23 protein-coding genes and 1 pseudogene are annotated in these 19,067 nt (G+C 57.8%); 12 read left to right on the forward strand and 12 right to left on the reverse strand.

Annotation, left to right across the window (positions count from 1 at the left end; all coding sequences use genetic code 11):
• Positions 1-55: 55 nt before the first annotated feature.
• The 4 genes from HV744_RS28175 to HV744_RS28190 all read left to right on the forward strand — a co-directional run bounded on the left by HV744_RS28175 (position 56) and on the right by HV744_RS28190 (position 4,193).
• Complete coding sequence (locus HV744_RS28175) at positions 56-874, forward strand: 2OG-Fe dioxygenase family protein (RefSeq protein WP_175152644.1); 819 nt, start codon at positions 56-58, stop codon at positions 872-874.
• 178 nt (positions 875-1,052) lie between these two features.
• Positions 1,053-1,850, forward strand: a complete 798-nt coding sequence (locus HV744_RS28180; protein ID WP_175152645.1) for a hypothetical protein — start codon at positions 1,053-1,055, stop codon at positions 1,848-1,850.
• A gap of 65 nt (positions 1,851-1,915) precedes the next feature.
• Complete coding sequence (locus HV744_RS28185; RefSeq protein ID WP_175152646.1) at positions 1,916-2,833, forward strand: hypothetical protein; 918 nt, start codon at positions 1,916-1,918, stop codon at positions 2,831-2,833.
• Position 2,834: 1 nt separating this feature from the next.
• Entirely contained in the window at positions 2,835-4,193 is a 1,359-nt protein-coding gene (locus HV744_RS28190; RefSeq protein WP_175152647.1) for a type IV secretory system conjugative DNA transfer family protein, read from the forward strand.
• 4 nt (positions 4,194-4,197) lie between these two features.
• Here HV744_RS28190 and HV744_RS28195 read toward each other — a convergent pair whose 3' ends face one another.
• The 4 genes from HV744_RS28195 to mobQ all read right to left on the reverse strand — a co-directional run bounded on the left by HV744_RS28195 (position 4,198) and on the right by mobQ (position 8,004).
• The gene (locus HV744_RS28195) at positions 4,198-4,872 is read right to left on the reverse strand and encodes a Fic/DOC family protein (RefSeq protein ID WP_175152648.1); all 675 of its coding nucleotides are present in this window, start codon (positions 4,870-4,872) and stop codon (positions 4,198-4,200) included.
• Positions 4,873-4,886: 14 nt separating this feature from the next.
• Complete coding sequence (locus tag HV744_RS28200; protein ID WP_175152649.1) at positions 4,887-5,096, reverse strand: hypothetical protein; 210 nt, start codon at positions 5,094-5,096, stop codon at positions 4,887-4,889.
• Positions 5,097-5,257: 161 nt separating this feature from the next.
• On the reverse strand, positions 5,258-5,605 hold the full coding sequence (locus HV744_RS28205) for a hypothetical protein (RefSeq protein ID WP_175152650.1): 348 nt from the start codon (positions 5,603-5,605) through the stop codon (positions 5,258-5,260).
• A 584-nt stretch (positions 5,606-6,189) separates the two neighbouring features.
• Entirely contained in the window at positions 6,190-8,004 is a 1,815-nt protein-coding gene (mobQ, locus tag HV744_RS28210) for a MobQ family relaxase (RefSeq protein WP_175152651.1), read from the reverse strand.
• Between the two features lie 372 nt (positions 8,005-8,376).
• Here mobQ and HV744_RS28215 point away from each other — a divergent pair, with 372 nt between their 5' ends.
• Entirely contained in the window at positions 8,377-8,751 is a 375-nt protein-coding gene (locus HV744_RS28215) for a hypothetical protein (RefSeq protein ID WP_175152652.1), read from the forward strand.
• 80 nt (positions 8,752-8,831) lie between these two features.
• The gene (locus HV744_RS28220; RefSeq protein WP_175152653.1) at positions 8,832-9,455 is read left to right on the forward strand and encodes a hypothetical protein; all 624 of its coding nucleotides are present in this window, start codon (positions 8,832-8,834) and stop codon (positions 9,453-9,455) included.
• 34 nt (positions 9,456-9,489) lie between these two features.
• Here the strand turns inward: HV744_RS28220 and HV744_RS28225 are convergent, their stop codons facing one another.
• A complete protein-coding gene (locus tag HV744_RS28225) occupies positions 9,490-10,182 on the reverse strand; it encodes a restriction endonuclease (RefSeq protein WP_175152654.1) in 693 nt (230 codons plus the stop codon).
• Between the two features lie 156 nt (positions 10,183-10,338).
• Between HV744_RS28225 and HV744_RS28230 the strand changes: the two genes are divergently transcribed.
• Positions 10,339-10,683, forward strand: a complete 345-nt coding sequence (locus HV744_RS28230) for a hypothetical protein (protein ID WP_175152655.1) — start codon at positions 10,339-10,341, stop codon at positions 10,681-10,683.
• Between the two features lie 23 nt (positions 10,684-10,706).
• On the opposite strand, the pseudogene HV744_RS38555 reads toward HV744_RS28230, so the two are convergent.
• Positions 10,707-11,167 (reverse strand): annotated as a pseudogene (locus HV744_RS38555) (DUF6012 family protein).
• Between the two features lie 713 nt (positions 11,168-11,880).
• Here HV744_RS38555 and trfA point away from each other — a divergent pair.
• The gene (trfA, locus tag HV744_RS28240; RefSeq protein WP_175152657.1) at positions 11,881-12,996 is read left to right on the forward strand and encodes a plasmid replication initiator TrfA; all 1,116 of its coding nucleotides are present in this window, start codon (positions 11,881-11,883) and stop codon (positions 12,994-12,996) included.
• Positions 12,997-13,006: 10 nt separating this feature from the next.
• Here trfA and HV744_RS28245 read toward each other — a convergent pair whose 3' ends face one another.
• The 6 genes from HV744_RS28245 to HV744_RS28270 form a co-directional block, all read right to left on the reverse strand.
• Positions 13,007-13,393, reverse strand: coding sequence for a stability/partitioning determinant (locus HV744_RS28245; RefSeq protein ID WP_175152658.1), 387 nt, complete (start codon positions 13,391-13,393; stop codon positions 13,007-13,009).
• The gene (locus HV744_RS28250) at positions 13,390-14,172 is read right to left on the reverse strand and encodes a ParA family protein (RefSeq protein WP_175152659.1); all 783 of its coding nucleotides are present in this window, start codon (positions 14,170-14,172) and stop codon (positions 13,390-13,392) included. Before HV744_RS28250 ends, HV744_RS28245 begins: the two co-directional genes overlap by 4 nt.
• A gap of 1,027 nt (positions 14,173-15,199) precedes the next feature.
• On the reverse strand, positions 15,200-15,916 hold the full coding sequence (imuA, locus tag HV744_RS28255) for a translesion DNA synthesis-associated protein ImuA (RefSeq protein ID WP_175152660.1): 717 nt from the start codon (positions 15,914-15,916) through the stop codon (positions 15,200-15,202).
• A 92-nt stretch (positions 15,917-16,008) separates the two neighbouring features.
• Positions 16,009-16,242, reverse strand: a complete 234-nt coding sequence (locus HV744_RS28260; protein WP_175152661.1) for a hypothetical protein — start codon at positions 16,240-16,242, stop codon at positions 16,009-16,011.
• A 271-nt stretch (positions 16,243-16,513) separates the two neighbouring features.
• Complete coding sequence (locus tag HV744_RS28265; protein WP_175152662.1) at positions 16,514-16,885, reverse strand: hypothetical protein; 372 nt, start codon at positions 16,883-16,885, stop codon at positions 16,514-16,516.
• A 22-nt stretch (positions 16,886-16,907) separates the two neighbouring features.
• On the reverse strand, positions 16,908-17,222 hold the full coding sequence (locus tag HV744_RS28270; protein ID WP_175152663.1) for an H-NS histone family protein: 315 nt from the start codon (positions 17,220-17,222) through the stop codon (positions 16,908-16,910).
• Positions 17,223-17,296: 74 nt separating this feature from the next.
• Between HV744_RS28270 and HV744_RS28275 the strand changes: the two genes are divergently transcribed.
• The 4 genes from HV744_RS28275 to HV744_RS28290 all read left to right on the forward strand — a co-directional run bounded on the left by HV744_RS28275 (position 17,297) and on the right by HV744_RS28290 (position 19,065).
• On the forward strand, positions 17,297-17,611 hold the full coding sequence (locus HV744_RS28275) for a TrbM/KikA/MpfK family conjugal transfer protein (RefSeq protein ID WP_175152664.1): 315 nt from the start codon (positions 17,297-17,299) through the stop codon (positions 17,609-17,611).
• A gap of 12 nt (positions 17,612-17,623) precedes the next feature.
• Positions 17,624-18,355 (forward strand): lytic transglycosylase domain-containing protein, encoded by a 732-nt coding sequence (locus HV744_RS28280; protein ID WP_175152665.1) that lies wholly within the window; start codon positions 17,624-17,626, stop codon positions 18,353-18,355.
• Positions 18,356-18,485: 130 nt separating this feature from the next.
• Positions 18,486-18,797: a KorA protein gene (locus tag HV744_RS28285; RefSeq protein ID WP_175152666.1), complete on the forward strand. Its 312-nt coding sequence runs from the start codon at positions 18,486-18,488 to the stop codon at positions 18,795-18,797.
• Positions 18,772-19,065, forward strand: coding sequence for a TrbC/VirB2 family protein (locus HV744_RS28290; protein ID WP_175152667.1), 294 nt, complete (start codon positions 18,772-18,774; stop codon positions 19,063-19,065). The genes HV744_RS28285 and HV744_RS28290 overlap by 26 nt, the downstream gene beginning before the upstream one ends.
• Positions 19,066-19,067 lie beyond the last annotated feature (2 nt).

A 19,067-nucleotide genomic window follows, 5' to 3' on the forward strand; every position in this document is an offset into this window, starting at 1 on the left:
TACCTCCCTACCCAGGGACGGTCCGATGGGCAATTTCCCCATAGGAGGCCTCACCATGGCCACCACCCCCCAGAAGTCCGTGAGCCACGAGCTTGCGCATGAAGACACTGCGGTTGTCATGCCTTTGCATCCCACCCTGACCGTCGATCCGGGCGGTATGGCACAGCAGCTGGCGAGGAATGTTGAAGTATTCGGCGCGGCTCTCACCGACACTGGGCACTACGACAGGCATCTGGTCGATCGCGAATTGAGCAGCGTACAGAAGGCTTATGACAATATTCCGTCGGATCCCAACGCGCATGACAAACGTCGCTGGTTCACGAGTCTGAGCCGCTCGTGCAGAGGAGAACTGACGCCGCTCCCGCACTTCTCATTCAGCCAAGCTGTGAACACGGAGAACCCGGGCCCGCGCGACATCAAACAAATGCCCGACGACCTGCGGTTGAATCCGCTGGTCGAGGCAATGACCCGCTACACCGTTCGAGTAGCTGAATACTTCGTGCCGGAACTCTTCGACGATGCCGTGCGCGTTGATCTGCATGCCATACGGTACCAAGTTCACGGGGCTTTCTTGGCTCTTTCTACACCGCCCTTCGCTCATCGCGATAGCGAAGAGGTCGTACATGTGATTTTGATCGATAGAAAGAACGTCATCGGGGGGCTGAACTACGTGGGGGTCGGTTCGCGTCAATGCAATATAGGGTTTGAAATGAACGAACCGCTGCGGGGTTTCATGATCTCGAATACTACCTTGCACGGCGTTTCTCCGTTGTTGAGCGCAGATGGAGGAGCTGGATATCGTGACATATTGGTCGTAACAGTCCAGAAACTGGCCGACGGCGCCCTTGGCAGGAAATACGACCAGGCGAACTGACCGCATCCGGCTCCCCGACGCTTGCCGGAGCGGCGGGGAACTCTGCTCAGTATTCCGGCCATAGCCCACATATCGCCTTCGCAACACAAAGTTCAGGGTTACCGCCAAAAGCGTGAGCCTTTATGAAGCCCGTCTAACCCTTGCGGGTCAGCAACGCGTTGTCCTGAGGAGCGCCACCATGATTGAAATCATCAGATGTACTAACTGTCCAAACCAAATGCGGATGGAGACGCCGCGCGAAGGCCAAAAGCTCAAATGCACGGCATGCCACTTTGAATTTAAATGGTCGCGCGCTATGGTCTCCGTTGTTCGGCGCGATAGCGAGCCGGCGCGCCGCGAGAATGTGCCGACGGTGCGGCGCGTGAGCTCGCCCGCTCGCTCCGGCAACGAGAACCCCGTTTTCCGAGCTGTCTCTGCGATCAGGCGCGTTGTTCAGCCCGTGACGCGAGATGTCGTGACTGCGGGCAAGAGCGACTCTGCGAAGGCTCTACTAGAGTGGTACGAAGCGCCCGATGGGTTCGGCACCGCGAAGCCCTTGGTTGATATGACGCCGATCGTGGAACTCGGGGTGTTACCCGTGGTTTGTAGCGGTGACGGCCGCAAATTCACGCAGACCTATATCAAGCAAAAATTAGGATCGCCCTTGCGCCTGTGTGACAACCATTCGGCAGACTCGTACATGCGCATGGCGAAACTCAACGGAGCCCGCATCTCCGAAGGCAAGCCGCGTATGTTTTACGACGGCGAAATCGACAGAACCGGGTGGCAATGCATCTGCGGGTGGGGCCGAGTGCAAGGCACATCCAGAAATAGCTTCTGGTGTGGAAACTGTGGCTGGGAGAATTGCGCTAGATCCGTGCTGGAAGGACGCGGATGCGTTGCGACGGCCGAATGCGGCAACTGCGGTTTCATAGGCATTCTTGAAGAGAAAGAATTCGGTCTTCAAGGCCACCAGTTTGTTGCAAGACGAGCTTAGTAGAAGCGCACGGCCGTAGACGTCCGCTACGGCCATTTTCCTGTCACCGTCTACAGGGAGCCGACATGAAAGCCTATTCCGCGGTGAGCCTCTTGTTCTTCGTGTTCGTCGTCGCCGCCGCGAATTTCTGCGTCAACTGGATATCGAACACGTGCCCGCATCTCGGCTGGTGCGAAAGCTGGGTGATGGAGCCGGTGAGCACAACCGTCGCGCTCGCTTGGCTCGTTGCCGTCTTAGGTACGGTTGTGTTGCTTGTGATGGTGGCCATTCATGGGCGGAGCATGCGAGGCAAGCCCTTCAACACTGGCGCCACTGTCGCTCAGCACTACGAAGCGTCTAAGCCGATGTTTTGGGGAGCAATGGGTGTGTTCTACGCTCTCAAATTGATTGCCTGGGGCAGCCTGCCATCCGACCTTCTGGCTTTGTATGCCGCTGCGCTTTTCGCGGGCATCATCGGCTTTTTCTCGCTGCTGCAGTTGCTTTCCGGCTTGTGGCATTTGCTGTGCTTTCTCGCTCTCGAGGCTAAGGGTATGGAATGGGATGGCGCTGAGAGCGGCGGAAACCAGCTCTTCCGGGTGTGCTACAGGCGAGGCGATGGTTCGGGGCTCGTCAGTCTGGCGACGCGGGAACAGCGCAGCGTTGAGGAACTCAACTACAACCGGAAGCGCCGCTTCTCGACGATTTGTTATCCCGTCGCGCTCGTAGCAGCGTTTCTCGGCCGGCCCGACGCATATCAGTATTCGGAATATGTTGGTTGGGCTTTGACCTATCTGGTTCTTCCGCCGTTGTGCGCCCGGGTCGCCACGGACCTGATTTACACGCTTGCCTATCACTGCGGCGGGCAATTCATCCCCGCCGCTAAAGTGGTCGAGCCGCCTCGCGCGCGCATCGATCCCAAGGAGCTGATGGTCGGCCTGCCGGACGCCACTGTAGAGAATCCGGCTGACGTGGTGAAACAACTGAGCAACATGCACAGGAGTTGATATGAGTTCGGCCTGGGGAGAGAACGGCGGGGTTTATTTCGGCTATGCGACTGACAGAGCGGAGGGCACACCACAATGGCACCCTGGCGAGGTGCCGGCGCGCTATGTCGGCGATCGCCACATCGTGACAGTGGGACCGAATGGCAGCGGAAAATCGCGGCGTCTGCTTTTGCCGAATCTTGTTGATCTGACCGGCTGGTCGGTCCTGGTGGTCGACCCCAAGGGTGAGCTCGCCGCGATGACGCACGCTCACCGATCGAAGCATGGGAATTTGATTGTCCGCCTGAACCCATTCGACGCCCTCGAATTAGGAAGCGACGGATTTAACCCCGTCGCTGCTCTCGACCCCGCAAGCGAGGATTTCCCGGATGACGCACTCGGTCTTAGTGAAGCTCTTATTCGGGTGGAAGGCAAGGATCCGCATTTCAGCCAGTCGGCGCAAGATTTGGTGGCGGCGATCATCATGTATGTTCGCATGACGATGCCGGGCACTGGTTCGCTTGGCGACGTTCGCGCGATCCTCGGCAAGCCCTCGAGTGATTTAAGCAAAGAAGTCTTCAAAATGATCGAGGTGGGCATCGATTCCGAGTGTGAAGAGTTAGTGGTCAAGGCCGGCCGCTTCGCCGAAATTGATCCTGAAAACAAGGAGCTCAACAGCGTTATTTCGACGGCCCTTACGCAAACGCGCTGGCTCGACAGCCGCCCCGTGAAGGCCGACCTGGCGCGCGGCGCTTTCGATTTTTCGATCATGAAAGAAAGGCCGACGACCGTGTATTTGATCTTGCCGGCGCGGCGCCTGGCAACGCATAGCACATGGCTCCGGCTCATGATCGCGGCGGTGCTGCAACCCTTGATGAAAGACACGCGCAAAGCGAAAGTGCCGGTCCTCTTCATGCTTGATGAATTTGCGCACTTGGGCCATCTCGGAATCATTGAAAACAACCTCGCGATGATGCGCGGCTATGGCATCAAGCTGTGGGCGATATTCCAGGACCTGGCGCAAGCGAAGGCGATCTACGGGGAGCGCTGGGAAAGCTTTATCAGCAACGCCGGCGTGCTTAATTCCTTCGCGCCGCAGGATGTCTTCACCGCGGACTACCTGTCGCAGCTGACGGGACAAACAACGAAGGTCGTGAAGGCGATTGGAGAAAACCGGAGCGCCGGCCAGCCCGGCAGCGAGAGCCTCAATTATTCTCAAATGCAGATGCGGCTGCTGCTGCCGCAGCACGTGCGCAACATGGATGACGGATACAACCTGTTTTTGTCACATCGCACCAAAGGGCCGGCGCACACCTATCTCCCCTACCCTACGTCGCTGCCGCACCTGAAAAGCATCTGCGCGCTCGACCCGAGCGGGTAAGTGATCATCGGGATGATCGGCCTCCTCGATGGTGGCTGCGATCTTTCCTTTCTGCTTGCCTCTCTTTGAATTGCCGCTCCCGCTCCTGGTTCGCGGCAATCCGCGCTTGCTTCTCGTCCATGCCCGCGCCGGCGATTACCTGACGCATCAATTCATAGTCGCCGCGATGGAATCCGGTAATGGAAGCCTCGTTCCAAGCGGTCGGATCGATGCGCGTCAAGTCGACGGGATGTCCGGCGTTCTGTCCCAGGACTTCAAGAAAAGCGCGCTGCGTGCGCCCATTTCCCTCGCGGAAAGGGTGAATGGCGTTAAGTTCGGATAGATGTTCGGCCGCGCGGCCGGCGAACTGCTCCGCCGTCAAGCCCCGCAGATCGCCCTCTGCGTGGATCGTGGCAAACCGCTTCTGCAGCTCTTGTTCTACGAACTCAGGGCGGCAAAACATGCTGGAGCCCTTCGCCAAGGCAACGGTGCGCAAATCGCCGGCCCATTCGTACACGTCCTGGAATAGATGCCGGTGTAGCTCCCGGTAACCGGCGGGGGACATTTCGACGGTGGGTGATCCATCGCGCATTCTTTGCAGAGTCATCATGCGCTCGAACATTGCGAGCTTCTCGGCATGGCGAATGTCCTCCTTGTTGATGAGGACTTGCGTGCCCGGATAGACGTAGGGATCAGCCATCGGGCAGATGTGCCTTATCCTTCTGCGCGCTTGGCGCGAACGTACGCGATAATTTGTCGCCGGCACTCGTCGGGTGGCAACCGTTCAGCCTCGAAGCGATCGAAGAGAGCCTTTTCCTCTGCGCTGAGATAAATCCCTTCGCATGCAAGGGAAGCTTCGCCGGCCTCGCGGCGACGTTTTGTGGCGGCCAATTCTTCGTCGGTCAGTAGATGCAACTCGGGCATGAAAACCTCCACTTTTGTCCCTCTGTAATTAGCACAGTTTGGGGGCAAAAGTGAAGGTTTTTACCAGTCGATGCGCTCCGGCCGGTTCGCAGGCTGACACGAACACGGCTCGTCAAACTATTGCCAACCGATTTCAATCCGGCCTATGGAAATCCACTCAATTAGATTTTCTGCATATGACTGATAAAGCGCCGCAGTCCGTCGAAACGTGGTCTCGACGGCTCATTTTGCGGGCTCGCTACTTCCTGCGATGCGAGGGGAGGACCCAACCGCAAACCCGCCAGTTCCATTTCGGCACGGTCCTTCGGATGTGACCAGTCCATAAAGTGGGATTCGCCCATGGCGCGCGCCAGATCATTTTGCATTTTCGCACGCCGCTGCTCGCTCTTTTCCGCCTCGATCAAATGGTAAAAGTCGAAATAATGCTTCCGGTAAAAATCCGGTCGCAGGCAGCACGACTCTACATAATTCCATAAATTTTCGTCATTTTGTTTTTTAAAGTTTGACATCGCTGAATCCCGGCAATTTTGTTTTTATGTCCTTAGCTTATAACCAAATCCATGAAAATATGAAAATAAAAATCTCGCGGATCTGATTTTAGAGGTAATGGTTAATTTTCAATAAGTAACACTATATGGCTTTTATGTTACGAGGATTTTAAGGGATTTTCAGGATATAGAGCATGATATGGTGGGACATGACTGAAATTACAAACCAGCTGATGTACGAAGTCTTGATGTCCATACAGCCTCAAGTCGCTCTTACCCGTGAAGATGTGGTAAGTATCAAAGCCCGCTTGACCTCGATTGACTCGCGCTTGGGGATTGTTCACACGGACATGTCGTTGCTGTCAGACCGCATGGACAGGCTGGAAAGTCAAATGGACAGAGTGACTACGCGCTTAAATCTGACAGACGCTTAACTCGCCAAGCTTTTCAGCCGGTTGATTACCCGTCGATAAACTCTCTGGCACGCCTCGCGTAACACGCGCACGCGACTGGTCACCTCGCGGGCCGCGGCGGCGAATTGCTCGAGCAACGAAACGGGTTCCTCTCTTCCCCTGCCAGGCCCTACCCACGGGCCTGCAGGGTAGTCATCGCGATGATCGGCCACCTCGATGGCGGCTTCGATCCGCTTTCCTTTCTACTTGCCTCTCTTTGAATTGTCGTTCCCGCTCCTGGTTCGCGGCGATACGGGCGGCTTTAGCGTCGGTCATTTCGCCCGCGGCCGCCTCTCCGCCGGTCTGCTGCCCCTCGCCGCGCCGCGCCGGCTGTTCCTTCAGCTGCTGCTCCCGCTGCCTCTCCTGGGCCTCTATAAGCCGTACTCGCTCCTCACGCAACTCGTTGGCGCGCTCTGTGAAGGCTCGGGCACGTTCTTCATCTTGGAGGGCTTGCGGGCTGTCTTTTCGGCCCGTAATGACGCGGCTCATGCCTGCCAGGCGCTGGCTTGTGATCGCCATGTAGTCGTTGCCCTCGATTTCCTTGCGGAGTTCGAGCTCACGGCGTTTTTCGGGATCTTGTTCCGTGGAGATTTCCTTGGCGAGCTGCTGTTGTTGCTGGCGGAACATTGCATGTTCGCTCATCGCCGCGCGGGCCAAAGACGCGTAAGGGTCTTTGATGTCGTAATGGCGGAGCGCCTGCGCATAACGCGTCTGGGCGCTGTTGATGTCGCCTTCGCGGGCTTCAACGGACCGTCGACGGCGTTCTTCCTCGCGCTGTGCCTCGGCTTTTGCTTCTCGCTGCTGCGCCTCGAGATACGCCTGAGTATCCTGTTGGTGGCGCTCCATCTCCTCGATATAGGACTTCTGCCGGGCCAATTGTTCTGCGGCCTGCTGCTCAAACGATGTGCGCGCCTGCTGTTGGCGATCTTCATCCTTGCGCACTTGCTCGGCCCGCGCGGTTTCTTCGCGCTGCTGTTTTTCGCGATCGGAATCCGCCTGCCGTCGTTCTTCATCTTTTCGGGCTTGTTCGACGCGCACAGCCTCTTCGCGGCGATGCTGCTCTTCCTTGGCCTCTTCCTGTCGGCGTTGATCGTCCTTGCGGGTCTGTTGAGCCCGCGCGGCCTTTTCCTGACGTTGCCGCTCTTTTGCGGCGTCGATTTCGAGTGCCAAGGCTTGGGCCTCCTGTTCCAACGCTAGCCTTTCGGCGTTGCGAGCCTGCGCTGCACGGCGGTCATCGCCAGCGTGCGAGTTTCGCCCTTCCCGTTCCATTTCCGTCGCGACAGAGCCTTGTTTAGGCTCCGGCTCCCGGTTGAGACCTCGATCGGCATAGCTGCGATGATCGACGGTTTCGGCAATGCCGTTTTGCGCGAGAACGCGGTTGACGGCGTCGGCCCAATGCTCGCGCCATGCTTCAAGTTGCGCGGTGTTGTTCCAGTCACGATTCTTGTTCCCAAAGCCGGCGCCGGTCAAGTTCCGCATCGTCAGCATGACGTGAGCATGATGATTTCGGTCATCGCCGCCGCGGTCGGGCGCATGCACCGAGAAATCCGCGATCATGCCTTGCGATACGAATTCCTCCGTCACAAACGTGCGCACCAGGTCGACGCGTTGCGCGTGGGTCAATTCATGCGGCAACGACAACTCGATGTCGCGGGCGAGCTGCGCGTCGCGGCGTTTTTCAACGCGCTCGACGGCGTTCCAGAGCTGTACCCGATCGCGCATCCATTCCGGCGCATCGTCGGGAGCGACGATCTCGGAATGCAGAACGCCGCGCTTCTTTCGGTAGTCCCAAACTTCGCCGAGACGTTCATCCTCGACGCGCGCGGCGGCCCGGTACGCAGCCGCGGCCGTCGCGCTGCGGCCAGCGGATCGGGAAATGACTTGGGCGGAAAAGCGATAGGTAGCCACGCCGGTCAACCAACGGGAGGAAAATGCAAAGCGGGCAGCGCCGTGAAAAAGGTCGCGCATCCAACCCGCGCAGGGTTGGTCAGGGTCAAGGGGCAGGAACGTCCCTTGTCGAAGGTGCAGGGGCGCGACAGCCCGTGCCGGCATCCAATCCGCGCAGGGTTGGTCAGGGTCGAGGGGCAGGAACTCCCCTCGTCGTGGATGCAAGGGCGCGACAGCCCGTGCCCATGTGCAGAAGCGGAGCTTTTGCCGCGCACGTTGCGTAGCAATGTATAAGCGCGCACTTCGTGGGTCTCCATCGCCAGCTCCAGCCAAGTCGCAAACGCCAATTCTGGGTTGTATTTGACTCCCGAATCACCCTAAATACAAGCAACTTCCCACCTATATCCGGCAACTGTCCGGAAAATTCGTCGACTCGCCACAGGATGTTCTAAGATGGTCAATACACGCTTTGATTACCGGACTGCGACCGTGATCCAACGCCCCTCCTCCGCCCGCAGAGCAGCACTCGAGAAACGTCAGGAAGAAATCAGGAAAAAGCTCGCGGACATGGACGCTCGTGAGCGCGCGGTGCAACGAAAGCTCGATACAAGGCGGAAAATTATCGTTGGGGCAGCGGTGCTAGGCCGCGCGGGCCTCGACCCGCAATTTGCGGCTCAACTCCGTCAGCTGCTCGATGAGGCCGTGAAGGAGCAAGTCAATCGGGCGGTTATCCAGGATCTGCTCGAGCCGACGACACCACGTTCAGAACCCGCCATGTCAACTGCATCGGACTCGCAAACAGCAGTTTCTCCGGCCCCTGGCCCGTAAGCCGGAGGATGGCACTTCGTGCCATGCGAGAGGGACCAGCCCCTCTCGCGCTCTCCCCGGAGTACTTCAACAAGGAAATCGTGAGCTTTTTGTTTCGTGTGCGAAATTTGTTGGACGAACCCGGGCATCACCGTACCGGCTGGGAGATTGACGAACAGCTTCTTCCACGGGTTCGCCACTTGCTAGGGGCCTTCAACCGGCCTCTCGGTCTCAGACTCTCCTGGGAGTATTTCATCAAGGAAATCGGCTCGATTTTTTGTTTCCTCACGCGCGAATTTCGAGTTAGCATCGGTCTTACGGTACAGGCTGGAGAGCCGATGACCGTCAAGGAAATGGAGCCGATACGCCGTGCGCGTATCGGCTCTTTTCAGCTTATGAACCCGCGCACCTATGGGCTGGCTTGGCGCCGCGAATTGAGCTACAACCGGCGCATGAGTAGCTTTCAAGAAAACAAACAAAAAACGATGGCCGAGGAGCTGGCCGGGCTCTCGGAACAGAGCCTCGCAAATCTCGGAATCGGGATAGAGATCTGCATGATCGTGGCGAAGGCCCGGATGAGCCAAAACGAGGCGGACCTGGCGTTTGCACGCGAGGTGATGCGACGGCTATTTGAATCTTGCCAGGGCGACGAGCTGAGGGTCGCTGCGTATCAGGACTGGATTCGGCGCGGCTATTTTGGGTACTACCCGGATACGCTCATTTGAGTTTCATTTTCCGAGCGCTGTGTGGTTGCCTAAATCATGCGCGGCTTGGATCGAAGCCCGGCGCTGGGTTGTCGGCTCGGCGAGCGCGCGACTTGGCCTTACGGCTGCGCATTCGCGCTTCGTACTTTGAATTGTGCCGATAGACATCGCGGCGGCTGTATTGAGGCGGAGGCGTGTAGCTGCTGCTGGTAGAGCCTCTCTCCAGCTTGCGGCCGAAAATGGCGGCCTGGGCGATGGTCGGCGCGACGCTGTGCCCGTTGCGACACGAGATAGCCTGAACGCAGCTGAGCCGATGGTGCACGATGTCGCCGCACAGGCGGCACATGGCTTGGTAGCTGTCGGGAGGCGTCATGCCAGCCATGCTTATCTCGAGAGATTTCAGTAGCTTTGGCGTGTCGACGAGCGTGATTGGCGCCGTCGCCGCATAGGCCTCAGCATCGCGCGTAAAGCCGCGCGTGGTCACGTAGTAGCCGGAGATCGCATTGGCGGTCAGGATCGCGTCGTGAAGCTGCTTAACCTGCGTTAGCGACGTCGCGTTCCTGTGGCTTGGCAGAGCGCAAGCCACGACGTATTTCTGACCGTTCTTCCGGGTCAGCATGTAGACAGTCGTTTCGGAGGTCAGCAGCTCATGGCCGAGCCGTTCGAGCATCGTCCCTACGACGGCGCGGAATTGCTGTCCTGAGAGGAACTGCAGGGATTCCAAAGTCGGCACGACTGCCGCGGACATTCGGGCGGTTTCCTGCATTCGCAACTGGTCGGCGGCCTGAGCGAAGTTTATGGGTAAAGCTGGGCTATTCATTCCGGCCGGATGGTAATCGGTGAAATCTCCCGTTTCAAGGCTGCATATGGAATCGGGCGATTATTTTGATTTAACGCCTTCATCATGGACAAGATGGTGATCGCGGACGGTTTTCCCACCCTGGCAGAGGCGACGGCGGTTCATCCCAAAGTCGCCGACATTTACGCTCGCTACGGCGTCGTGGCATTGCAGGGTATAGAACGATATAAGGCCCCTGCCCTACCTGAAACGGAGCACGCAGACTTCTGCGGATGGTCGCACGGTACAGGGCTGGATAGCCGTCGGCTGAGATTTTTCCATTTTTCCTGCCCGCTAGCCGATCCGGAAGGCTGTATTGATCGACGGCAAGCGTTCGTCGATTGCACGTCCCGAAATCAGCCGGAAGCGCTCTATCCGTTGGCACCGGGAAAGTCTCGGACCTCTCCGTGATCCGCCCGTGAAGCATGCGATCTTCAAGGATGCCGGTGCGCCTTGGCGCCGACGTAAGCTGCATTTTTTGGCTGCGCCGTGTTTGGAAAGACCCCTTCATGTACCTGAGGCCATCGAGACCGCCAGTCGTCGTTATACGTGGCGCTCCACAACGACATGCGATCGGAGACGGCATCGAAATCTTGATCCAGCACGCCGTACCGGACGCGATGCGTCACGAGAGCATCTGCATTAATCTCCCAGCGCATTTCGACCGTGTATTCGGGAGCTGGTTGGGCGTGTCGACGAGGATCCAGTCGATCGCTTTGCTGCCGGCTTTGCGACAGGCGACGGCAAAATGTTTGTTTGGGTAAGGCCGGCGGGTGGTCAGCTCTTTCCCACCTCTGAGGAAAAGATCGAGGGGATCGATGCGTAAATCGATAAGCTCGACGAAAGGCCCAGACTGATCGCAGGTGAAAAAACGCGGTGTGATGTGAATGAGCATCGTCGTCCTTCCGTCGCGGGTATATCTCACTTTCTCTGGCGCTACTGCCTGATTTCCTTGTTCAAATACTCATCCATCGTCTGACATATGTGCTGCGTCTGGAAAATTATCCACAGGCAAAGACAATGTTATAGATGTTAGAGATAGAGTTACACGAATCGATCCTTCTATCAGGTCGTTGATTAAAAAAGGAAAATCTTCTCCGAATCGGTCTAGGTGGTGGGTAATAACACGAAAACAGGTGGGTAATAACACGAATGATGGTGGGTGATAACACGATGGCCGTTCCTCCCTCCGGGACGGACTTATCCACAGCTTCTGGTATGTCGGAGCGGAGCTAGTGGTGGGTAATAACACGAAAAGTCGTTGACTCGGTGGGTGATAACACGAATAATCCGGTCCGTGGTGGGTGATAACACGAATCGGGACGTCGGCACCTTGGTGGGGCCGGGCGAGGAAGAAACCAACCGGCGGGCTCTAAGGGGCGGAACACCCGGGATGGCGAGAGCTGGTGGGCGATAACACGAAAAACGAACCTACCGTGAGTTGCGTTTCAGTTCTACGACGAGGCCGAGTTTGGGCAGGCGGTGGGTGATAACACGAAAGCGGGTGGGTAATAACACGAAAGATGCGTCGGGAAGTTTCCGGGTCAGCTGCATGCAGGACTGACTGATCACAAGGGGAGCGAACAGCAGAAACAGGACGGGCGAGAGATGGTGGGTGATAACACGAAAGAATTGGAACTGGATTTCGGACCTGCCGAGCTTGCGGAGTCCGAAGACTGTGCTGAAGTTGCCGAGCCCGTAAAGCAGCAACGATCTCCCCTGCTCCCTGTTCGTCACGCGGCCGATTTCTTTGTCTGCGATGTATTTGACGGAGCGATGAAGGGCGACACGGCTGCGATGGAGCATCCGCTGTTTTCGCTCTCGAAGAAGCCGGATATGAAAGTTCGCCGTTACGAAAACGGCGACAGGTGGCTCGAGGTCCGACCAAGTGTCAAAGGCCTTGCGAACGTCTTTGACCGCGACATCCTCATCTACTGCATCAGCCAGCTTGTCGCTGCGAAGAACGCCGGCAAGCCGATATCAAGGACGCTGCAGATAAAGGCCCACGATCTTTTGATCTGCACGAACCGCGACACGAGTGGGCGGGGCTATACGGCTTTGCGTGACGCTCTCACACGCCTGCAGGGCATGCAGATGGAGACGAACATCACGACTGGCGGTGTCGAGGAGATGGAACTTTTCAGTCTCATCAATCGCGGCAAGATAGTCCGGGCAACGCGGGACGGCCGCATGCTCGAGGTTGAAATCCAGCTGTCGGACTGGATGTGGAAATCTGTTGAAGCCCTGGAGGTCCTGACGCTCGATCGGCGTTATTTCCAGCTGGCGAAACCCCTCGAGCGGCGGCTCTATGAAATTGCGCGTAAGCATTGCGGCAATCAATCGCGCTGGCCGATAGGTCTCGACAATCTCCGGAACAAATGCGGTTCGCAGTCAACCTTGAAAGAATTCCGGCGCATGTTCGAAGACATCATCGAGGATGACAAGACTCACGACCATATGCCGGAATATGCATTCGAGATGGTCAGCAGCGACCAGGTCGTCGTAAAGCCTAAGCTGGGTAAGGCCCCTACCCTGCCCCGTCCTTCTCTGATGCTCAAGACAGAAACCTACGAAACCGCCAAGACACTCGCGCCAGGCTGGGATATTCATGCCGTCGAGGCAGACTGGCGCGACTGGGTGGCCAAGAAGAACATCGTACCGGATCGCCCTGACGGTCATTTCCTGGCCTTCTGCAAGCGTCGCGGTCGTTATATATCGAAGTAACCCAAACTTGCTACCGCGAGCCTTGCCGAAGCCGCGCTATGACTTCCGGCTTGATGGCCTCGAGCGCGTTCAACGCTTCTTCAAGGATGACCCCCAACGGTTGGTCGAGATCATCGCGCAGGCGGTGCAGGTGTTCCTTGCATTCCTTGGTGACCTTGAAATTCAGAGGCTCATTTCGGCCGTTGCGAAAATAGCGCGGGCGATGGATTTCAGGATCCGGCACTGGCTCGATCGGTTCGGCCTTGCGGCTAACGAAACCGCGTTCCTTGGCCGTTTGCTCGATGGCGCGTTTTTCCTCGGCCGAACGAGGTTCGGCGGCGGCCTTTGGCTGAAAACTCGTCAAATTAGCGAGAGGATCGTCATCAAGACTTGCGAGTGGATTTGCACGGTTGCTCATGATGCCACCTTTGCCTGTTTCTGTTCCTGCTGCTGTTGAAGCGCTTCGATAATCCGGGTGAGGACCTCGCGGGTGAAGGCTTCCGCGTTCTCGACCGCCTTGTCGACACTGGAGACTTCTTTGCGGTCGAGTTTGTCCAGAGGCATCCGATAGGAAAACATGGCCTTGAAGGCCGCCCGTTCGTGCAATTCGGTCTGCAGGAACGGAATGCCCGCCGTTTCAAACGTGTTGCGGATAAAGCGCGTATCGCGGCTCTCAATGGCGACGTTCGTCCGCGTGAACACGACGGCGTAAGGCAAGCGGTAGTCCGGCCTGTATTTCTGCACGGTACGCTCATGCGCCCGGATGAGCGCGAAGGCCCTGCTCGCCTGCTCGGCGTCGAGCTGAGATCCTTGCGTCGGCACGATCACAAAATCGGATTCGGCGATCGCGTTGCCGACGATGAGCTCGGCCGTCCCTTCGAGATCGACGATGACGAACTGCGATTTCGCAGCGTATTCCTCGATGACGTCCCGGATCGTCTCGGAATTCACGAGACGCAAGATAGCGCCGGGTATCACGGCTTCTTTCTCGCCAACTTTGGAGGGTTTCGGGTTGGAGACGATGGTCAGCGACTCCGGCACCTGCTCCCCCTCCCCCCACGTGCGCACAGGATGGTTTGGATCTCCGTCGACTAGCGTCACGTCAGCGCCGCGGGCGGCAAGCTGCGTGGCTAGGAGGAGCGCCGATGTAGTCTTACCCGCCCCACCTTTGGGACTGACGAAGGAAATCGTTGGCATCGTGACCTCGGTTTGTTTTGTGAATATAGAGACGCGAAGAGAAAGCAGATAAGAAAGCTGGATAGCTTTCCGAGTAGCATGCCAAATAGCTTGCCTCAAGGAATGCAAAAAGGCAAGCTCGTAAGAATGCCGAAAAGAAAGCTAAAAGGAAAGCCAACAAGAAAGCTGCTAAGAAAGCCATATGCTCGCCCTGAGAGCCCCACTGCGGCTTTTACTGGTTTGGCCTTCACGTCAGCAAGCTAAAAGGAAAGCCAACAAGAAAGCCGAAAGGAAAGCACTTTGGAAAGCCGCTGGACAGCACATTCCCATGGACCTGCGAAACAAGGGGCAGGGCTTTCAGAAAGGCAAGCTGAGGAGAAAGCCGTTAAGAAAGCAGAAAAGAATGCTTCGGAGTAGGGCAACGCGCTAACGTCTCCGCATTCAACCCGATCCGGCTCATCTTGAAAGCGCATTGGAAAGCAGTAGAGAACGCTGGTAGGAAAGCAATACAGCTTTCAGAATGGTTCTGCGGGTAGGCGAACGGCGATCGCCGTCGCTTTTCCCTGATGCAAGGCGCGCATGTGTCGGCTGCGACTATCCGCTCACGCTCCCCCGACCGAGAAAGCTCCAGATGCCAGCAAAAGGCGACCGCCCCGCCGTTACGTCGTTACCGCACCTAGGCGAATGGAAAGCACTTTAGAAAGCATATAGGAAAGCTGAAAAGATTTCCGCATTTCTCATGACGACGAGCGGCGCTTGGTGGAAGGATTGGCTTCCGCCATAAAAACGGGGCAGGGCAGACTCAAAAAAGACGCCAGAAGGTAACGGCATTTGTGGATGATTTGGGTTCCACAGGGTTCCACGGGCCTCGCTAAGTTATTGATACGTATGGCTAATACATTGATAAGACTTAATAATTGTTTCATGAGGAACAATTCAGGGCAGCAACGTTAGCGCTTGTCCGTGAGCTTCCCTCCCGCTCTGGCTTTCCTGCGCTCTTGGTTCATCGTTACGTTTTCTGTACTGAACGATACGACCAACTTCGAGTTCATCCATTAGATACAACAACGGCGGCTTCACGCTGGACGGGCGCGTTGGGAATAATCACCGTTCGTTTGTTTCTGCCATGCGGACTGAGAAGGGTAGGGGCTGGCCGTAAGGTGATCTGCAGAGGCGCCGTCGCCATGGGACCCTTGCGCTTCAGAATTTCGACGTTGAGGCCGTTTTCGGCAGGCCGCAAAGCGACGCGGAGCTCGGCAGGGGAGGGATTTGTGGCCTCGACCAAAGGCCGGAACACGAAAAATAGCGTTTCACTCGATTTGGCCGCGAGCTGCAGCCGTCGCAGGCTTTCGGTCCGAATGCGTTGCTGCCAGAACAGCAGGGCGGCGCAACTGCCGGTGCGGAGAACCTGCTCGGCGGTCCAAAGGGCGTCGGCCGTGCGCCGCGCCCTCAGCCACATCAACCGGTCCTCCGACAAACCCATATAGGCCAGACCTTGGGAATTGGGAGTCTGGGGAGGCTCAAGGAAGACGACGGGCCGTTTGCCGTGGCTTGCCAAGGCCGGGGCAAGCAGGCGCAGCTCGCCGATACCGGTCTGTTGGGTAAGGCATTCGATGACCGTACCGACCGGCCAACCCCCGCCGGGCAGTTCCGCGGAGAGGGTTTCATAGCCGGTGTCGACAACCATGCCGGCCGCGCGCGCGAGCTGGGAGCCGCGCCATAGCGACGGGTGAAGGTCTTCGAAGTTCTGGGGTAGGGCGCTCATGCTAATACTGTACATCCATACAGTCATCGGCGTGCATCGCTCCGTGCGACCAAAAAGATAAGGCCCCGGAGGGCCTTATCTCTGATCCCAGCCTAGAAGCCGATCGTGTCGTCGAGCTGCCCGGCCGTTTCTTCGCCGTCTTTCTTCGGCTGACGAAGGACGATCTTACCGTCGAGCGGGAGGGCATCGAGCTCGATGCTGAAGCCTTCGCCGTCGCTGTGAGACCAGGCAGCGCCGATCCGGGTCCACTTCGTCTTCTTGGTTTTGCCCTGACCGAATTCCTTGACGCTGTAGGCGAAGAAGGTGGGGGTGTTGTTCGTGCTCATTTGTAGCTCCTTTCAAGAGGTTGTGTTGATGGCAATCGGAGGAGCCGGCGAATAAGCCGCTGGTGTCAAAACCGTAATGGGAGGTCCTTTCAGGGGGGAAACCGTTCGGTTTTGACAGCTGCGGCGCGGCGGCTAGATTGCGCATCGAATAAACACAACTCCTTGGGAAGGCAGCGAGAGCACGAATGGCCCCGGCCATTGCAGCCAGGCAAGGAAGGCCAAGGTCAGGGCAGGGGGAAGTGAATCCGGTCGATGGGCTGGTTTTGCCCCGTCAGGCAAAGCGGATCGGGCTGGGTGCTATCCGGGTTAGCATCAAGTCGTAGAAGTAGGCAGTGGAGAAGGCACAGAAACCCGCCGCAGCTGTCGCCAATAGCAGAACAATCTTCTGGGGATCAGAGGAAGGAAGCCCGAACCAAACCAGGGGCAGGGCGAGCAGGGCAGGGGTGGCGATGAGTTTCAGCATGAAACGCAGAGGAGCGCGTAGCCAGAACAGCAGCAAGAACAGCGTGTATCGGATGGCCGCGGCCAGACCGATAAAAGCGCCGCGCGACAAAGACCTTAACCGGCGGGCCGGTGCGGTATCCGCTACTTCGGTCGGGCCTGCGTCGCAGCCCGGCCGGTGAAAGGGAATGACGTTGCCCATGGTCTGGTCTCCTCCCAAAGCTCTAGACCTTGATGTCGTCTATGTTGCCGCCGTCGGCGACAAACTTCCTGAGCCAGTCCGGCTTGCGCCCGCGGCCGGACCAGGTGTTGAACTGGTTCTTCGGATCGCGGTACTTCACCTTGTCGGCGCTAGCCTCCGTGAGCCGCGACATTTTGGTCTTTTGCATTTCACTGGCCTTCAACGCTTGGCGTCGCCGGATCTCCGCCGCGATCGCCGCGCGGAAGTCCGCCAGCTGCTCATCGCTCGCCGACTGTATCAGGGTCTCAAACCGCTTCACTGTTTCCCGTGCAGCGCGGTTGGGGCCTTTGCTTGACATTCTTCTTGGTTCCTTGGATTATAGTCAAATATGCAGTTTTGATGTGCAATGCCCTTTGTCAAAGGGAGCCCGTCATGCCGTCCACCCGTCATATCGTCGCCGTGTTGATCGCCAGTCTCCTGTCGATCCCATCTGCCATGGCGGAAGACAACACCGAACCATGCGGGGCATTGCTATGCCTCGCAGGCGCGATGATCGGCCATGGCGGGGGAGGGGCCTGCACCGGCTATATCGACAAATACTTCTCGATCATTAGCTGGCGGCACGGGCACATGGATTTGGGCGCCACGTCGGCGAACCGCATGAGCTTCCTCAATCAATGCCCGAGCGAAGACCCGGCCACCAAACAGGCCGTGAACGACAGATACGGAACGCAGACAGCGCTCTGAAGGGAGCCTGTCATGTCGATTCCTGGCCTGATTGTATCGTTGCTCATTGCGGCCCTGGGCTTCGCGCCTGTAGCTTGGGGTGCGCCAAACAACGCATCGCAGGCTGAAGCGTCGACCTTTGCGATGCTCTCAGCCGTCTGCGCGCCCAACATTCATCTTCGCACGGTGTCGGCGCTCGTGCGTCAGGAATCCGCCGCGAACCCCTTCGCGATCAATATCAACGGCGCAAAGCAGCTAGCCCGTCAGCCAGCGACAGCGGCCGAGGCGGTCACGGTCGCCCGACGGCTGCTCGAGCAGGGCTACAACATCGATGTCGGCCTGGGCCAAATCAACTCGGCCAATTTCGTCGCGCTGGGATACAGGCTCGAGGATCTTTTCGAGCCCTGTGCCAATCTCCAGGCGACGGCGCAAATCCTCTCCGACTGTTATCGACGCGCAGTGTCGGAACGAGGGGAGGGACAGCCGGCGCTTCATGCCGCGCTCTCCTGCTACAACACGGGATCCATGCGTAACGGCATCACCAACGGCTATGTCCGCAAGGTCGCCAGTCAAGTTACGCTGCCGGTGCCGGAGCTTCTTCCGCTGCCCGGCCTATCCATCCCGCATGCGCCGCCCTCCGACTCGATGCATGTCGAACGCAAAAACCCGGCAAGACAGAATGCGATTGGCGAGCCTGACGCCTTCTCGGCGTCTGCCGATGCGGATGCCTTTGCACAAACAACCTCACCGTCGCACCGCAAATAAACATCAAAATTAAACTTTTGATTGTTAATTAGGGAAAGCGGCTGTACCATCAATGTGCGTCGCGCGTTCTGCTTCGATCGCTTATGGCTGACAATGCAAGGCCAAATAGCCCTCACCACAGGAACCCGAGATGCAGAACCGAACAGTCCCTATGGGGATTGCGCTTTCCGATGTCGACGATGCATTTGCAACGGGCAAGGCGTCCAACGTGACGATCGAAGGCCACGGGCCGAAGTCATGGCGCGTTACCTTCACGGTCCCGGATCCCCGCACGGGTGAGCCGCAGCTTTTCACGGTCCTGACTCAACGCGGCAAGATCCGGGAATGGGCGGACCCGCGCAACTTGCTGGAATGGCTCGCCGACAGATATGCAGTCTCGGAAGGCTCCTTCGTGATGCTGAAAGAGGGTGACAATCGTGAATCCGAAGAAGGTGAGCCATGACGGCCTGAAACATATTGGCCTTTCGTTCCTACTGCTTCTCTCTGCCACGGCGGCACATGCCGCCGGCCTTGCCCAGGCCGCGTCGGTCATGTCGATGCTCCAGTCGAATTTGACGACGCTGATTCCGGTCGTCGCGACCGTGGCCCTTATGATTATCGCGGTCTTCTACGCGATGCGGATGATCCATAAGGACGCCTTCGTCCATTGGTTCGTCGGCATTCTCATCGTTGGCTCCGCCGCCGAAATCACGGCGATGATCGTCGGATGATG

Source organism: Paraburkholderia ultramafica (assembly GCF_902859915.1).
GTDB classification, from domain to species: Bacteria; Pseudomonadota; Gammaproteobacteria; order Burkholderiales; family Burkholderiaceae; genus Paraburkholderia; species Paraburkholderia ultramafica.

What these genes read in the sequence shown, in the direction of transcription:
- HV744_RS28175 (WP_175152644.1), top strand. Translation starts at nt 56, where the DNA reads ATGGCCACCACCCCCCAGAAGTCCGTGAGCCACGAGCTTGCGCATGAA.
- HV744_RS28180 (WP_175152645.1), top strand. Translation starts at nt 1,053, where the DNA reads ATGATTGAAATCATCAGATGTACTAACTGTCCAAACCAAATGCGGATG.
- HV744_RS28185 (WP_175152646.1), top strand. Translation starts at nt 1,916, where the DNA reads ATGAAAGCCTATTCCGCGGTGAGCCTCTTGTTCTTCGTGTTCGTCGTC.
- HV744_RS28190 (WP_175152647.1), top strand. Translation starts at nt 2,835, where the DNA reads ATGAGTTCGGCCTGGGGAGAGAACGGCGGGGTTTATTTCGGCTATGCG.
- HV744_RS28195 (WP_175152648.1), bottom strand. Translation starts at nt 4,872, where the DNA reads ATGGCTGATCCCTACGTCTATCCGGGCACGCAAGTCCTCATCAACAAG.
- HV744_RS28200 (WP_175152649.1), bottom strand. Translation starts at nt 5,096, where the DNA reads ATGCCCGAGTTGCATCTACTGACCGACGAAGAATTGGCCGCCACAAAA.
- HV744_RS28205 (WP_175152650.1), bottom strand. Translation starts at nt 5,605, where the DNA reads ATGTCAAACTTTAAAAAACAAAATGACGAAAATTTATGGAATTATGTA.
- mobQ (WP_175152651.1), bottom strand. Translation starts at nt 8,004, where the DNA reads ATGCGCGACCTTTTTCACGGCGCTGCCCGCTTTGCATTTTCCTCCCGT.
- HV744_RS28215 (WP_175152652.1), top strand. Translation starts at nt 8,377, where the DNA reads ATGGTCAATACACGCTTTGATTACCGGACTGCGACCGTGATCCAACGC.
- HV744_RS28225 (WP_175152654.1), bottom strand. Translation starts at nt 10,182, where the DNA reads ATGTCCGCGGCAGTCGTGCCGACTTTGGAATCCCTGCAGTTCCTCTCA.
- HV744_RS28230 (WP_175152655.1), top strand. Translation starts at nt 10,339, where the DNA reads ATGGACAAGATGGTGATCGCGGACGGTTTTCCCACCCTGGCAGAGGCG.
- trfA (WP_175152657.1), top strand. Translation starts at nt 11,881, where the DNA reads ATGGTGGGTGATAACACGAAAGAATTGGAACTGGATTTCGGACCTGCC.
- HV744_RS28245 (WP_175152658.1), bottom strand. Translation starts at nt 13,393, where the DNA reads ATGAGCAACCGTGCAAATCCACTCGCAAGTCTTGATGACGATCCTCTC.
- HV744_RS28250 (WP_175152659.1), bottom strand. Translation starts at nt 14,172, where the DNA reads ATGCCAACGATTTCCTTCGTCAGTCCCAAAGGTGGGGCGGGTAAGACT.
- imuA (WP_175152660.1), bottom strand. Translation starts at nt 15,916, where the DNA reads ATGAGCGCCCTACCCCAGAACTTCGAAGACCTTCACCCGTCGCTATGG.
- HV744_RS28260 (WP_175152661.1), bottom strand. Translation starts at nt 16,242, where the DNA reads ATGAGCACGAACAACACCCCCACCTTCTTCGCCTACAGCGTCAAGGAA.
- HV744_RS28265 (WP_175152662.1), bottom strand. Translation starts at nt 16,885, where the DNA reads ATGGGCAACGTCATTCCCTTTCACCGGCCGGGCTGCGACGCAGGCCCG.
- HV744_RS28270 (WP_175152663.1), bottom strand. Translation starts at nt 17,222, where the DNA reads ATGTCAAGCAAAGGCCCCAACCGCGCTGCACGGGAAACAGTGAAGCGG.
- HV744_RS28275 (WP_175152664.1), top strand. Translation starts at nt 17,297, where the DNA reads ATGCCGTCCACCCGTCATATCGTCGCCGTGTTGATCGCCAGTCTCCTG.
- HV744_RS28280 (WP_175152665.1), top strand. Translation starts at nt 17,624, where the DNA reads ATGTCGATTCCTGGCCTGATTGTATCGTTGCTCATTGCGGCCCTGGGC.
- HV744_RS28285 (WP_175152666.1), top strand. Translation starts at nt 18,486, where the DNA reads ATGCAGAACCGAACAGTCCCTATGGGGATTGCGCTTTCCGATGTCGAC.